Origin of the sequence: Paenibacillus sp. SAF-068, assembly GCF_051967555.1 — a bacterium.
In the GTDB taxonomy this organism is placed as follows: Bacteria; Bacillota; Bacilli; order Paenibacillales; family Paenibacillaceae; genus Paenibacillus.
On record NZ_JBQCJX010000001.1, the window covers coordinates 82,557 to 96,532 of the forward strand.

At 47.5% G+C, this 13,976-nt stretch carries 11 protein-coding genes; 8 read left to right on the forward strand and 3 right to left on the reverse strand.

Annotation, left to right across the window (positions count from 1 at the left end):
* Positions 1 to 635 precede the first annotated feature (635 nt).
* The 3 genes from ACTHPG_RS00355 to ACTHPG_RS00365 are packed head-to-tail and all read left to right on the forward strand — an operon-like array spanning position 636 to position 4,227.
* Positions 636 to 1,367, forward strand: a complete 732-nt coding sequence (locus ACTHPG_RS00355) for a hypothetical protein (protein WP_440390056.1) — start codon at positions 636 to 638, stop codon at positions 1,365 to 1,367.
* Between the two features lie 12 nt (positions 1,368 to 1,379).
* On the forward strand, positions 1,380 to 3,068 hold the full coding sequence (locus ACTHPG_RS00360; protein WP_440387063.1) for a VWA domain-containing protein: 1,689 nt from the start codon (positions 1,380 to 1,382) through the stop codon (positions 3,066 to 3,068).
* A gap of 19 nt (positions 3,069 to 3,087) precedes the next feature.
* Positions 3,088 to 4,227, forward strand: coding sequence for a toxic anion resistance protein (locus ACTHPG_RS00365; RefSeq protein WP_440387065.1), 1,140 nt, complete (start codon positions 3,088 to 3,090; stop codon positions 4,225 to 4,227).
* A gap of 131 nt (positions 4,228 to 4,358) precedes the next feature.
* Here ACTHPG_RS00365 and ACTHPG_RS00370 read toward each other — a convergent pair whose 3' ends face one another.
* Positions 4,359 to 5,399, reverse strand: coding sequence for a cupin domain-containing protein (locus ACTHPG_RS00370; protein ID WP_440387067.1), 1,041 nt, complete (start codon positions 5,397 to 5,399; stop codon positions 4,359 to 4,361).
* A 127-nt stretch (positions 5,400 to 5,526) separates the two neighbouring features.
* Positions 5,527 to 6,162, reverse strand: a complete 636-nt coding sequence (locus ACTHPG_RS00375; protein ID WP_440387069.1) for a TetR/AcrR family transcriptional regulator — start codon at positions 6,160 to 6,162, stop codon at positions 5,527 to 5,529.
* 191 nt (positions 6,163 to 6,353) lie between these two features.
* Between ACTHPG_RS00375 and ACTHPG_RS00380 the strand changes: the two genes are divergently transcribed.
* Complete coding sequence (locus tag ACTHPG_RS00380) at positions 6,354 to 7,112, forward strand: SDR family oxidoreductase (RefSeq protein WP_074093664.1); 759 nt, start codon at positions 6,354 to 6,356, stop codon at positions 7,110 to 7,112.
* Positions 7,113 to 7,274: 162 nt separating this feature from the next.
* On the opposite strand, the gene ACTHPG_RS00385 is transcribed toward ACTHPG_RS00380, so the two are convergent.
* Positions 7,275 to 8,306, reverse strand: a complete 1,032-nt coding sequence (locus ACTHPG_RS00385; RefSeq protein ID WP_440387071.1) for a LacI family DNA-binding transcriptional regulator — start codon at positions 8,304 to 8,306, stop codon at positions 7,275 to 7,277.
* A 444-nt stretch (positions 8,307 to 8,750) separates the two neighbouring features.
* On the opposite strand from ACTHPG_RS00385, the gene ACTHPG_RS00390 reads away from it, so the two are divergent.
* From ACTHPG_RS00390 to ACTHPG_RS00405, 4 genes are all read left to right on the forward strand, one after another.
* Positions 8,751 to 10,037: a sugar ABC transporter substrate-binding protein gene (locus ACTHPG_RS00390; RefSeq protein ID WP_440387072.1), complete on the forward strand. Its 1,287-nt coding sequence runs from the start codon at positions 8,751 to 8,753 to the stop codon at positions 10,035 to 10,037.
* A gap of 296 nt (positions 10,038 to 10,333) precedes the next feature.
* Positions 10,334 to 11,689: a sugar ABC transporter permease gene (locus ACTHPG_RS00395; RefSeq protein ID WP_105601002.1), complete on the forward strand. Its 1,356-nt coding sequence runs from the start codon at positions 10,334 to 10,336 to the stop codon at positions 11,687 to 11,689.
* On the forward strand, positions 11,686 to 12,522 hold the full coding sequence (locus tag ACTHPG_RS00400) for a sugar ABC transporter permease (protein ID WP_440387075.1): 837 nt from the start codon (positions 11,686 to 11,688) through the stop codon (positions 12,520 to 12,522). The genes ACTHPG_RS00395 and ACTHPG_RS00400 overlap by 4 nt, the downstream gene beginning before the upstream one ends.
* Before the next feature lie 148 nt (positions 12,523 to 12,670).
* Positions 12,671 to 13,957, forward strand: coding sequence for an MFS transporter (locus ACTHPG_RS00405; RefSeq protein WP_440387076.1), 1,287 nt, complete (start codon positions 12,671 to 12,673; stop codon positions 13,955 to 13,957).
* Positions 13,958 to 13,976: the final 19 nt, after the last annotated feature.

Below are 13,976 nucleotides of genomic sequence, written 5' to 3' on the forward strand. Positions count from 1 at the left end.
ATTTCATTCGAGATGGGCGAGATGCCACGTTTTTACACCTAATACGCGAATATAACGTGTCTCAGGTTCGTTACACTTTCGAGAAATTGCTGAAATAACCCAGTAGCTTCACCTCAGTTCGTTATCTGTAGACAACGGAATTTTGGGGATTACAGCGCAGCATAGAAGACGAAGCCTTTTGTGTCGTTGGGCATCGGGTTACAAAGGTTAAAGGACGATATCGGATGATCTCCGGTTCGTCCTTTTTTATGTCAGTAGTGTTTGTAGTTTTAATATATGGTGTGGGGGTTCTTGTGAACCCTGCATTGCATGACTCTTTTTTAGACAAGTCTTATATAAAAAATGACACGCCTAGCTATTTTCCACGTATTACCTGATAACATTTCTTATCCACAATCTGCTGTCTTATAAAACTCACTTGGTATGGATTGACCACATTATTTCCTGCCAAGTTCCACGTTGTCCCTGAAAATATGAAATGGGATGAGCCCAAACCACGTATAGTATGAGTATCCAAATATCCAATGTTATCCACCTGAGAGCGTTAACATCATGTACAATAAGAAGAAGTTGATCAGGAAAATTACGACATGAGGCACCAATATATAACATGAAAGGAGGTCGGATGATTGGACATGATCAAGTACATAAAATTGCTGGGGTTAATCCTCGGTATCGTGGCCGTGAATGTTCTGGCATTCTCACCCGGCTTTGTCGGGCTGAATTTCGGGGAAGGTGCATTCACAACCGCGCTATCCGTTACCCTGTTGTTCGGCAGTGCAATGGGACTCCTGTATGGCAGTTACACCTTGCTGTTCAGACAGCCGGTAGTCCTGCCCGTGAAGCATATCGAAACACATGAAGATTATGTGGAAGCCTTATCTTTTTATAGACGCATCAAAGTTCTCGAAGAAGATATTACGCTGGGGCTGTCCCAACTGAACCGGATGAAAAAGAAGAAAGAAACACTGCTGAATGTGCTTCATCAGCGGTTTGATCCGGGTGAACTAAGCTACAAGAAATTCGCTTCAGTTACGCTGGAAGTAGAGAAGTTGTTATATCTGAACATTCGTAGTGTACTGAATCGGTTGAATGTATTCGATGAAGCCGACTACGCCAACATGATGAAATCCAAATCCGGAAGCATACCCCAGAAGCTTTTTCAGGAAAAAACCAAGGTATACAACGATTATTTGTCTTATGTGAAGAATGCATTACACACCAATGAGGAAGTTTTGCTCAAGCTGGATCAGTTGTTACTGGAGATTTCACGCCTCGACAGCTTCGAAGCCGGAGATATTGAACAGATGCCTTGTATGCAGGAGATTGATCAGTTAATCAAGCACACCAAATTATACAGACAGTGAGGGGTTGCTCGTATGGCCAAGAAGGGAAAGTTTTTTTTCATATCGATTGTAATGCTGGTACTCGTATTTGGTCTGGTCTATGCAGGAATTACACTAACATCGAACTTTGGCAAGTCGACCACACAGGTGAGCACAGAGAACGCAGGTAAGGAACTGGGGAAACTGTATGCGGACATTGCGCCAGCGACGGCGGAGCCGGTCAAAGGACAGATTGATCTCGATCCGGTCGACGTGGCGGAATCACTGCCGGATATCTCCAAATTCGCAATTGCTGTAGAGAATACAACAAATGATTACGTCGAAATCTTCTCTTCCCCAGAGAAGTCGGGCAGCGGAGTAGACGGCTGGTTAACCGAGGTGGGTGAGGAGTTCAACAAAGCCAATATCAGCGTTGGTGGCAAACAGGTATCCGTCAAAATCCGCAATATTGCCTCCGGAACAGCTACCGATTATATCAAGTCGGGCAAGTATATACCGGATGCATTCACACCTTCCAATGAACTGTGGGGCGAGATGGTTGAAGCCAGTGGAGTGAAGACGCAGATGGTGTCCGAACGATTGGTCGGGAACGTTCCGGGGATTGTCATCTCCAAAGCCAAATACGATGCACTGGTTGATACGTACGGCTCCGTGAATGTAAAAACCGTAACCGAAGCCATTGCCAATAATGAACTCGCGATGGGATATACCGATCCATTTGCCAGCTCCACAGGACTGAACTTCCTGGTGACTGCATTGAATACGTATGATAGCGCCAACCCGCTTGGGGAGAAGGCGATTGAGGGGTTCGAAAAGTTCCAGACAAATGTACCGTTTACAGCCTCGACAACCATTCAGATGCGGGAAGCGGCCAAGTCAGGTCGACTGGATGCCTTTGTACTCGAATACCAGACGTATGTGAACACCGCTGATCTGAAGAGTGGTTATGTCTTTACACCTTTTGGCGTGAGACATGACAGCCCTCTGTATGCATTGGGACAATTGCCGCAGAACAAACAGGAGATAATCCAGAAGTTTGCGGAATTCGTCACTCAGGCGAAGTACCAACAATCGGCAGAGGAGTTTGGCTTCAACGGGTTGCAGGATTACAAATCCGAACTGGCTACAGTGGATGGCGGCACGTTGCTGTCCGCGCAAAAAGTCTGGAAAGAGAAGAAGAACGGCAGCAAACCGATTGCCGCGGTGTTCGTGACCGATGTATCCGGAAGCATGGACGGCGAACCGCTTAACCGACTGAAGGAGTCCCTGCGCAAAGGTCAGAAGTACCTGGGTACAGACAACAGTATTGGCTTGGTCTCTTACTCCAGCGGGGTAACTGTGAATCTGCCGATTGCCAAGTATGATACGAACCAGCAGTCCATGTTTGTTGGAACAGTGGATAGTCTGCAAGCAGGAGGCGGTACGGCGACGTTTGACGGGATCGTGGTAGCAATGAAAATGTTGGAAGATTATAAGGCTGCTAATCCGAATGTGAAGCCGTTGATCTTTGTCCTGAGTGATGGCGAGACCAATGAAGGTCATACCCTGAAGGATATCCGGGACCTGGTCGAGACGTACCAAGTGCCAATCTATACGATTGGATACAACGCGGACATTAAAGCTCTCGAGAGCATCTCCAGCATTAACGAAGCGGCAAGCATCAATGCCGATACCGACGATGTCGTGTACAAGATCGGGAACCTGTTTAACGTACAGATGTAAATTTAAAGGGGGAACTTAGATGTCATTTTCAATGGAAATACCGAGTCAGAAGGAAATTCAGAAAGTGATTGAGGAAGAGGTGAAACCCGTGCCCGCCGAGGTCGCGGAGCTTCAACAAGTGGCCAATGCCAACGTGGAAATGATCATGACACTGGACCTTGAATCCCTGGAGAAGCGCAAAGAGATTCTGCAATCCATTGACGGCTTTGGCATGAACACGATGAGATCCTCTTCCGAGAAAAACGCCTTGCTTCAAGTCTCCGTTGGACATCTGTCCAAGACGGGAGACGAGGGCGGTCAGGTCGCCAAGGGCTTGACCGAGCTGCATATGCAACTGAAGGATCTCGACCCGAGCGTGGTCGACTTTGCCAAAACCGGCTTCCTCGGGAAATTGTTCAATCCGCTTCGCGCCTATTTCCTGAAATACCAGAAGGCCGACGCAGTCATCGCTGACATCGTAACCTCCTTGGATAAAGGCAGATCCACCCTGCGTAACGACAATACGACGCTGGAGATTGAACAACAGAACCTGAGAGAACTCACCAAGCGTCTGCAAAAGGAAATCCAGCTTGGCGTGCTCATGGATGAGTCCATCGATGGCCAGATTGAAGCGGCCAAAGTCCGCAATGAGGACCCCGAGAAAGTCCGTTTTATTACAGAAGAAGTATTGTTCCCGCTCCGTCAGCGGGTCATGGATCTGCAGCAAATGTTGGTCGTGAACCAACAGGGAATCATGGCGATTGAAGTCGTCATTCGTAACAACAAAGAACTGATTCGCGGGGTAGACCGGGCGAAAAATGTAACGATCTCGGCACTGAAAATTGCCGTTACGGTAGCGAGTGCTCTCTATAACCAGAAGATTGTATTGCAGAAGATTGAGTTGTTAAACCAGACAACCAACGATTTGATCGCGGGTACATCCAAAATGCTCAAAGATCAGGGAATTGCCATTCAGAAGCAGGCCTATGAAGCCAGTATCTCCGTGGATACGATGAAACAGGCGTTCACCGATGTGTTGTCCGCGCTCGATTCGATTAGTCTTTATAAACAGGAGGCTCTGCCGAGAATGAGGGAGACTATCTCGCAGTTCCGTGAACTTGCGGATACCGGGGAGCAACAGATTCAGCGGCTGGAGAAAGGGCAGAAGCTGGGGCTGTAATCCATGTTAAACATACAAGTCATTGCCAAAGAACGGTTGACCTGAATGATTTAGGGTCAGCTGTTCTTTGTCGTTGAATATAAAGAGCATAAGGGACCAACAGTAACAATCACATTGAACGCGCAGTCTGGTTAAGACTGTTCAATATCCTTATCTCGTGCAATAAAAAGAGTGTCATTAGGGAGTTGTTGAACTTCTTCTTTTGTCATGCCCAGATTCGTGGACAATAGGTCAGCCGGATTCCCGGCGATCCATTCACTCAGATCAATCGCCTCGTAATGCCCGCTGTTGAACCCGATTAACACACGACAGACTTCATCTCCTGTATTTTTGATATAGTGACCTGCCCCCATCGGTGCATATCCCACATCTCCTGCCTCGAATTGTTCAGTGACCGCATGTCCCTCTGCGAGAAATACAGTCATCTCGGCGCTGCCGCTAATATAATATTGCCATTCATCAGCATTGGGATGCCAATGCATCTCCCGTAATGCACCAGGTTGCAACTCGATCAATGACCCGGCCATCGTTGTGGAAATGGGGAAGTCCTCTACCGTAACCGTGCGCTGGGTTCCGCCACCGGGTGCACGTCTGGGCTGTTTGGCATGCAAAGGATACCGGTGAGGGGTCGTGAGTTCCGAATTGCGACGGTAAGTTCCGGAGGAAGAACGATCATTGGGTACAGGTCCTTTGGCAAAATAGGCTTCGCCCTGGTTCAACTTCGCTGCTTGTTCTTCGGTAATCCCAAGATTCTGGGCAACGATAGAGTCTGGTGTCTGAGTCAGAAAATCCGTAATGCTGAAAGTGTGATCTTCCGAGAAGTCACCATTGTCAAAAATTAGAATGAAATGACATTCTTCCGGGCCTAAGCCCTGAATGGAGTGACCGTACCCACGCGGGAAATACCAAACGTCTCCCGGTTCGAATGTATCGGTGTAGGCATGTCCGTCTGGATGGATGACTGTTGTGCGGCAAGAACCACTGATAACATAAGCCCACTCTGCTGCATTAGCATGCCAGTGCAATTCGCGCATACCGCCTGGTTCAAGGCGCATGGATACGCCTGCTATGCCGATCGATGCTGGAAAATCCCGCACAGAAGCACCGCGGGTAATACCGCCAGAGCCTGTCCGGGGTTCTTTTTGTTCGAGTCGATATTTGAAAGACGTCATTCTGATTCCTCCTCATATTAAATTAGATATACATGTAAATAGTTATATATGGCGTTCATTACTTTTACCCATAAATGACGAAACTATTCATGATTATCTTGGTTAATATGCGGTAAATGAGCTATATTCATTCCATTTTTTTGTAGATATTGTGTTTCGGGTCCCTTTGATTCGATTGAGAAATCACATTGTCAGGCCTGTAATGAATGATCTTGAATAACTCCCCGGCCATGTAAGCAGGGGTGTGCTTGAAGTCCTGTCTGATCCACTCCATGATCATGCCGAATATCGCATGAGACTGGTAACTTGCCAGCAGTTCAGGGTTGATGTGCTCAGGGAAGATATGGTTCAGATCTTGCAAGGAGAGATCGCGAAGAACGTCACAGATCATGCGCTGGAAGTTGGAGGAAGCCTCGGACTGCACAACCAGTGTGTAGAATTGTGCATGCTGGTGCACATGTTCAAATATGGTGATGGCCGAAGAGGGCATCAGACCGACCTCGAACTCTTTCAATCCTTGATAGGGTTTGCGAAAAGAAGTCACCAGATCCTGAATCACATCATTGATGATCTCATTGAACAGGTCTTCCTTGTACTGATAATGTCTGTAAAATGTACCTCGATTCAGATCGGCACGCTCCACAATATCCGTAATTGATATTTCCTTAAAGGTATGTTTTTGCATCAGGTGGATGAGCGAATCCTTCAGTGCAGCTTTTGATTTTTTAATTCTTCGGTCCATTGAATTCGGAGTTTCAGGCATCTATTTTCCTCCTCGCGAGTTCACTTTAATAGTTAAAGTACATTCGGAATGATAAGTGTTGTTTAACGTACAACTGGACAAGCTTTTACTGATTGAAGTGAAACGCTATGACTTATTATACTAAGGATAAGAGTTAATGAACATTTGTTTGTTAACTTATTGTAAACGAATACATGGAGGAGGATACAGCGATGAAACTTCAAGATAAAGTTGCAGTTGTTACAGGTGCTGGTTCAGGTATGGGGAAAGCGATCGCCACGTTATACGCGCAAGAAGGTGCAAAAGTAGTGGTATCGGATATTAACGAAGAATCTGCACAAGCGGTAGTGAATGATATTAAGGCACAGGGTGGGGAAGCGATTGTCGTTCTGGCCAATGTAGCCAAAGAAGAAGATGTACAGAATCTGATCGATACGACGGTTAGCACGTACGGCACAGTGGATATTCTGATTAACAATGCGGGAATTATGGATGGCATGGAGCCTGCGGCGGATATAACGGATGAGAAGTGGGAAAGATTGTTCGCCGTGAACACAACCAGTGTAATGCGGACAACACGGAAAGTATTGCCGATCTTCCTGGAGAAACAGAAAGGTGTCATCGTGAACATTGCTTCGGCAGGTGGTTTACATGGCGGACGTGCAGGGGCAGCCTATACGGCTTCCAAGCATGCGGTCGTAGGATTTACCAAAAATACAGGGTACATGTATGCTGAGCAAGGTATTCGCTGTAATGCGATCGCTCCAGGAGCGGTGGCAACCAACATCAGCGCATCGATGGCTGGCATTAGCCCATATGGTGCAGGACGGCAACAACTGGGCATGGCGATTAACCCACGCATCGGAACGAGCGAAGAAATCGCCAAAGTGGCTCTGTTTCTCGGATCGGACGAGTCCAGTTTCGTGAATGGAACTGTCGTGACAGCAGATGCTGGTTGGAGCTCTTATTAATCCATTCATGCGCAATCAAGCATGAAGTATGGATATCGTGTGTAAAGTCAGGAAGCCGCATAAGTATATGCGGCTTCTTTTTTGCGTTGATGTAATATGAATACAGCATGTTCACCAGCATAGGACAAACGTTTGCATCACTACACGGATACTCGCATTAAATCAACTGGATGGTTTTAGTTTGGAAAAGAGTGAGGATTCACGCACGACCAGACGATGGGGAATAATGACCGGATTATGAGACTGTGATTCCCCGCTTAGAATTTTCAACAACACCTGAACGGCTGTATAACCAAGCTGATAGGTTCCGATGTCTATAGAGCTTAATGGGGGTGAAGCGAGTTCAGATAACGCAATATTGTTAAAACTAACCACGCTGATATCTTCAGGCACCTGATAATGAAGTTCGGCTAGAGCCCTCAGTACTCCGAAGGCGACATTGTCATCAATGACAACGATTGCGGTGGGTCTGTCCGGCAAGGACATGAAGAGCGACATTGCCCTGAATCCACTTTCCTGTAGAAATTCACCTTCCACAATCCAGTCACTATCGGCATCCAGCCCGGCGTGGGCAAGCGCTTTTTGATATCCTAACATGCGATCATGCGATAACGTGATGTCCGGTGGGCCACTGACAAATCCAATTCGTGTATGCCCTTGGGCGATCAAATGGTGAGTTGCATCATAAGCAGTCTGCACATTGTCGTTATCCACCATGGGGGCATTGGGATGAGCTTCACTGCGACCGATTAACACAAAAGGAAACTTTTCCGCTTCCAAAAATGAAATGATGGGATCATCTCGTTTGGACCCAAGCAACAGAATGCCATCCACTCTGCGACCATGCACAAGGCGGGATATCGCATGCAATTCATTGTCTGATGATGTTTCGGTGCTTAGCAGCAATTCATAATTCATACGGGTGGCATGTGTAATAATCCCTCGCAGCAGTTCACCGAAAAAGTAATTCTGAAACAACTCTTCTGCAGGACGAGGAAGCATGATGCCAAGGGTTTGTGTCGTTTTGGAAACCAGGCTCTTCGCCATGATGTTAGGATGATAGTTCAATTCTTTCATGATTTGCTTCACTTTGAGAGATGTCTCGGTGCTAATTCTGGGATGGTTGGAAATCACCCGTGACACTGTAGAAGGGGAAACACCCGCCAATTTGGCAATATCCTTGATCGTAATCATGTAAAAAATCCCTTCTGAACAATCGTATAAATATTCTCCTATGGTAATCCAAAGGATACGAGAAATCAATTCCTAACTGCCGAGCAAGGGATACATACGAAGTAAAATTAAGGAAGAAAGCGTCAGAACAAGGAAACAGGAAATTGCTGTAGGTAGAAGAAAGAAAATGGTTAAAATTGAACGATTATGGCTTGTGCAAACGTTTGTGCAAAGAAACTACAGTATTGTATGATGTGATTGTTATTGTAACGCTTACATCATTGGTATTACATACTTCTTGGCTTTTTTCTCCCTGCATATTGAACGAATAGGTGAACTTGTCTTCCGTTTGAGCAAACGTTTGTACAATTGTGATTATGGGATGCAATACCTGACAATATACGCAGACAAAAGGGTGAAAAGCGCGAACTTTGTTGGACCAAGCAGAGGGAAGGGGACATTTACATGAGAAAATGGCAAGGGGTAACATTGTCTGTCATGATGGCTTTTACACTGGCTGCGTGCGGTGCAGGAGGCGGGAGTCCATCTCCAACTACGGCAGGTGAGAATCCGGAGGAGGTTGTAGAGCTGACAGCCGAGAACCTTCAACCGGAAGAAGGAGCAACCCTGGTCATCTGGGAGGACAAAAATCAAAGCAGTTTTATTGAGCAAAGAGCCAAAAAATTCGAAGAGAAGTATGGGGTAACGGTCAAAATGGAGGAATTACCTCCAACCGATCAGGTAACGAAACTAACGACGGATGGCCCAGCGGGTCTGGCGGCGGATGTCGTTGTTTTTCCACATGATAAGATTGGCAGCGCTTCAGAGGCGGGACTTATTCTGCCCAATGACATATTCGAAGCAGAGACCGCAGAGAACACCAGCGATAATGCACTGAAGGCGGTGACGTTCAAGGATATCTTGTACGGCTATCCGTACAGCGTGGAGACCTACGCTCTTTTTTACAATAAGGCATTGTATCCAGAAGCTCCGAAAAACTTTGATGAGATTATCAGTTTTGCCAAGACGTTCAACAACGTGAAATCCAATCAGTATGCACTGATGTGGGAATTGCAGCAATTCTACTATAACTATGCTTTCCTGGCTTCACAGGGTGGTTATATTTTCGGGGACAACGGAATGGATAGCGCGGATCTCGGTCTGAATAACGAAGGAGCCCAGAAGGGTGGACAGTTCTTGCAGACGTTGAAGTCGGAAGTGCTGCCGCTCAAGATGGGTGACGTGAACTATGATATCAAAAAAGGATTATTCTCCAGCGGCAAACTCGCCATGGACATTAACGGCCCGTGGACCATTGCCGATTATCGCAATGCAGGTATTGATTTTGGGGTTGCTCCGCTTCCTGAGATTGATGGCAAACCGATGACCTCCTTCTCAGGTGTTAAAGCCTATTATGTAAATGCATTTACGCAATATCCGAATGCGTCGAAGCTCTTGGCAGCGTTCCTTTCCAATGAAGAGGCTCAGATGGAGAACTTTGATCTAAACGGTACACTTCCTGCGAACAAAAACGTAGCTAATGATCCGAAGTTGCAGGAGGACCCGATCAATAAGGCGTTCCTGGAGCAGTTCAACAACTCCACACCAATGCCTTCATTGCCTGCCATGGACAGCGTATGGGGACCGATCACTTCGGCCATTACGGATATATGGGATACCGATAAGGACGTGAAGGCATCACTGGATAACGCCGTGAAACAAATCCAGGAAAGCCTTGCAACCGTCCAATAGGGACGAACGACGAATGCGAAGATATGCATAAGCCTGCATGAATTGAACTTCAAATTTATACAAAAACGGAGAGGACAGAAGAAAGCTGAAGAAGTGAAACTAAAAGCTTTCTGAAAGAAAGCTACTTCGGAAGCATACGCTCGCCTTTATCACCGGATTTTCCCTTTTGGAAAAGGGACCGAAAAAAATCTGGAGATAACAGCGATCGGAAGCTTGTTCTGTCATCGGAGTGGTCAGTGTAAGTACAATATTGTTCAAATCATACAGGTTAGCAAGAGGCGGGGAGGAGAGAGCGAATGCAACAGCAGCATGTCCCGGTGCCCGTTGGACCGAACAGGGAAAGACAGCATCGGATGACAGCGGCTATATGTTCCATCATACTGCAAGGTCTTGGACAGTTGTACAATCGACAGTGGATTAAGGGGATTTGTCTGCTGTTACTGGAGGGAGCAGGGCTTGCGTACCTGCTTCCTCGCCTGTCACAAGCCGTATGGGGCATATGGACACTGGGGGAAAATACACAGCGCTTTGTCAAAGTGAATGGGTCCACCGTACTTCAAAGGGGAGACCATTCGATCTTTTTGCTGTTGGATGGCATTATCGTATTGCTTGTGTTTTTTGTGTTTATCCTGATCTACATCCTGAATATTCGGGATGCGTACGTCACGGGACTCGCAAGAGAGGAAGGGAAGAAGACCCTGGGCGCAGCGGCTTCGCTTCGGAACATGATGGACAAAAACTTTCCCTACCTGTTTCTGTCCATCCCGGCACTCGGCATTCTTTTCTTCACCGTCATGCCGATTCTGTTTACGATCACGATTGCATTTACCAACTACTCGGCGCCGGACCACATTCCGCCAGCCAAACTCGTGGACTGGGTGGGCTTCAAAACGTTCAGCGATCTGATTCAGCTGAAATCCTGGAGTCAGACATTCTACGGTGTGCTGACCTGGACGGTCATCTGGGCCATTCTGGCAACAGTCACCACCTATTTTGGCGGCGTGCTTGTGGCACTGTTGATTGAACAGCGGGGCATACGCTTCAAGAAGCTCTGGCGTACGATTTTTATCCTGCCTTATGCGATTCCGCAGATCATTTCTTTGCTGCTCATGCGTAATCTGTTCAATGGCCAGTTTGGACCAATCAATACGTACATGAGAGCGTTTGGGCTGGAAGGGTTACCTTGGCTCACAGATCCGTTCTGGGCGAAAGTCACCGTCATTGTCGTCAACATGTGGATCGGTATTCCGGTCAGTATGGTACTCATTCTGGGTGTATTGACGGCCATCCCTCGTGATCTTTATGAGGCTGCCGAAGTGGACGGAGCATCCGCATTTCAGAAATTCCGGATCATTACGATGCCGTTCATTCTGTTTGCCACGACCCCGGTGCTCATCATGCAGTTTGCCGGGAACTTCAACAACTTCAATGTCATCTTCCTGCTGACCAACGGCAATCCGCTGCGGGGAGACTACCAGTATGCAGGGGCAACAGACTTGCTGGTAACCTGGCTCTACAAGCTCACGCTCGACAATAACAAATTCAATATGGCTTCAGCGGTAGGGATTATTATCTTCCTCATCATCGCTTCATTCTCCATCTGGAACTTCCGCCGCTCCAAATCATTCAAGGAGGAGGACATGATTCAATGAAGACTCGTAATAATCCGCTGCGTCTGGCCCTGAGTTATGTGTTGTTGGTAATGATCGCCGTTGTCTCCATCTATCCGGTACTCTGGATCTTCCTCTCTTCCCTGAGACCCGGTGCGGCATTGTTCAGTGAGCGGTTATGGCCCGAAGCTTTCACGCTTACCCATTACGGCGAACTGTTTAATAACCCGTCCTTTATGTACGGCAGATGGTATATGAATACATTGAAAATCGCCTTTTTCACAATGATCTTCTCCACGTTGATGGTGACACTCGGGATGTATGCTTTGTCCAGATTCCGGTTCCGTGGACGTAAAACGATTCTCTCCACCATGCTGATCCTTGGCATGTTCCCAAGCTTCATGAGCATGATTGCAATCTATATCATTTTGTTGCAAGTTAAATTGCTCGATACCCATGCTGCGCTCATCCTGGTCTATTCTTCAGGAGCGGTACTGGGCGGCTTTATCGTCAAAGGTTTCTTTGACACCATCCCGCGCAGTCTGGATGAAGCTGCACGTATGGATGGTGCGAGTCACCTGCGGGTATTCACCAGTATCATCCTGCCCTTATCCAAGCCGATGCTGACCTATGTGGCGTTGACCAGCTTTACTGGTGCATGGATGGACTTTATCTTCGCCCGGCTGGTGTTGCGGACGAAGGAGAACTGGACGCTTGCAGTAGGCATGTGGGATCTGGTCAACCGGTACCAGGACAGTAACTTTACAATGTTTGCCGCGGGTGCAGTTCTGATCGCCATTCCAATTACACTGCTGTTTGTTTTCCTGCAACGATTCCTTGTTCAAGGTCTGACAGCAGGTGCTTCCAAAGGGTAATGCCGTGCCATAACAGCATAGTCAGCCGCGGTAAATGCGGCACTTCAACCAGGCACTTCCGTAATGTCCTGTCTTTGTCGACAGCCATTGCTGCGGAAGTGCCTGGTTCTATATGGGCTTGAATCATGATTAGGGAGGAACGTGATGTATGGGCATAAACCCGTCCAGTGAGCCCGAGGTTATGGGATATCAAGGAGGACAAGCTGCATTACAAAATGCCAAGACTCCGCGGACACTTTGGCGTAATGTTACCTTCCGGAGGATATTGTACGGCTATGGCATCTCGGTCTTTGGAGATTGCTTCAATGGGATTGCAATCAGTCTGTGGGTTTTACAGACTACAGGTAGTGCGAAGAGCATGGCGGCCGTACAGATCTGTAATATGGCCGTCAGCTTTCTGTTTGGATCGGTGGCGGGAACGGTTGCAGATCGATTGGATCGCAGGAAACTGATGCTGGCTTCGGATGTATTTCGCGGTGTAATGGCTGTACTCATTGCGATTAGCTTATTCGGTTGGCATGCGCCATTCCCGGTGGTGCTGCTGTTGCTCTCACTGTCCATGTTTTCAAGTCTGTTTCAGGCACCTGCATTCCATGCCTCTGTAGCAAGCATGGTTGGCAGAGAACATATTCAGCAAGCGACAGGAACCATTCACATGGTGGATAATCTTGCCCGAATCAGCGGACTAGCCGCGGCGGGCGTTGCTGTTGCTGCATTTGGCGGATTCGTCGCCATATTAATTACGGGGGCAACCTTTCTGTTGTCCGCAGTCTGTGTGCTGATGGCGGGGCGTTTTCCAGCGATCCAGCGATCCGTTAATCAGCAGACCACATTTGTTCAGGAATGGCGCAGTTCGTTCGGCTACATTTATCGGAATCGTCTGATTCGATCCATTGTATTGCTCAATCCGGTGCTAATCTTGTTTTTCATGTCAGCCATGATGCTGGTTCAAGTGATGGCGGTTAAGGTATGGGAGGCGAATCCGGTGCAGTTTGGATTAATTGAGACCTGTATTCCACTTGGATATATGATTGGCTCTGGACTGCTAATTGCTTCAGGGAAACGATTGAAGCGAAGAGGGAGATGGGTATTTATCGGTCTGATTGTGTTGGGACCTATGTATATTACTTTGGCGAACGTATCCTCGCCAATCATGGCACTACCATTCATTGTGGGTGGTGGAGCGATGTTTGCCTGCTGTACGATGCTCACCCAGATTATGCTGAGGACAGCCGTGCCGGACGAGTTGCAAGGAAGAGTCTATGGTGTGGTTGGAACAATCACCAGTACAGCGCCTATTCTGGGATTGACTGTTGTCTCCGTATTGGCAGATCAGTGGGGGGCAGCTTCTGTGTTGCAAGGCGTGGGCATATTGCTGCTGGCCACAGGTATTCTGGCAGCCACAACATTGAAGTCGATTCGAACCTATCAATGACATTAAGCAATCCAAACAA

Coding starts and splice junctions, on each gene's coding strand:
- ACTHPG_RS00370 (WP_440387067.1), bottom strand. CDS start 5,399: ATGACGTCTTTCAAATATCGACTCGAACAAAAAGAACCCCGGACAGGC.
- ACTHPG_RS00405 (WP_440387076.1), top strand. CDS start 12,671: ATGGGCATAAACCCGTCCAGTGAGCCCGAGGTTATGGGATATCAAGGA.
- ACTHPG_RS00385 (WP_440387071.1), bottom strand. CDS start 8,306: ATGATTACGATCAAGGATATTGCCAAATTGGCGGGTGTTTCCCCTTCT.
- ACTHPG_RS00375 (WP_440387069.1), bottom strand. CDS start 6,162: ATGCCTGAAACTCCGAATTCAATGGACCGAAGAATTAAAAAATCAAAA.
- ACTHPG_RS00360 (WP_440387063.1), top strand. CDS start 1,380: ATGGCCAAGAAGGGAAAGTTTTTTTTCATATCGATTGTAATGCTGGTA.
- ACTHPG_RS00395 (WP_105601002.1), top strand. CDS start 10,334: ATGCAACAGCAGCATGTCCCGGTGCCCGTTGGACCGAACAGGGAAAGA.
- ACTHPG_RS00400 (WP_440387075.1), top strand. CDS start 11,686: ATGAAGACTCGTAATAATCCGCTGCGTCTGGCCCTGAGTTATGTGTTG.
- ACTHPG_RS00390 (WP_440387072.1), top strand. CDS start 8,751: ATGAGAAAATGGCAAGGGGTAACATTGTCTGTCATGATGGCTTTTACA.
- ACTHPG_RS00355 (WP_440390056.1), top strand. CDS start 636: ATGATCAAGTACATAAAATTGCTGGGGTTAATCCTCGGTATCGTGGCC.
- ACTHPG_RS00365 (WP_440387065.1), top strand. CDS start 3,088: ATGTCATTTTCAATGGAAATACCGAGTCAGAAGGAAATTCAGAAAGTG.
- ACTHPG_RS00380 (WP_074093664.1), top strand. CDS start 6,354: ATGAAACTTCAAGATAAAGTTGCAGTTGTTACAGGTGCTGGTTCAGGT.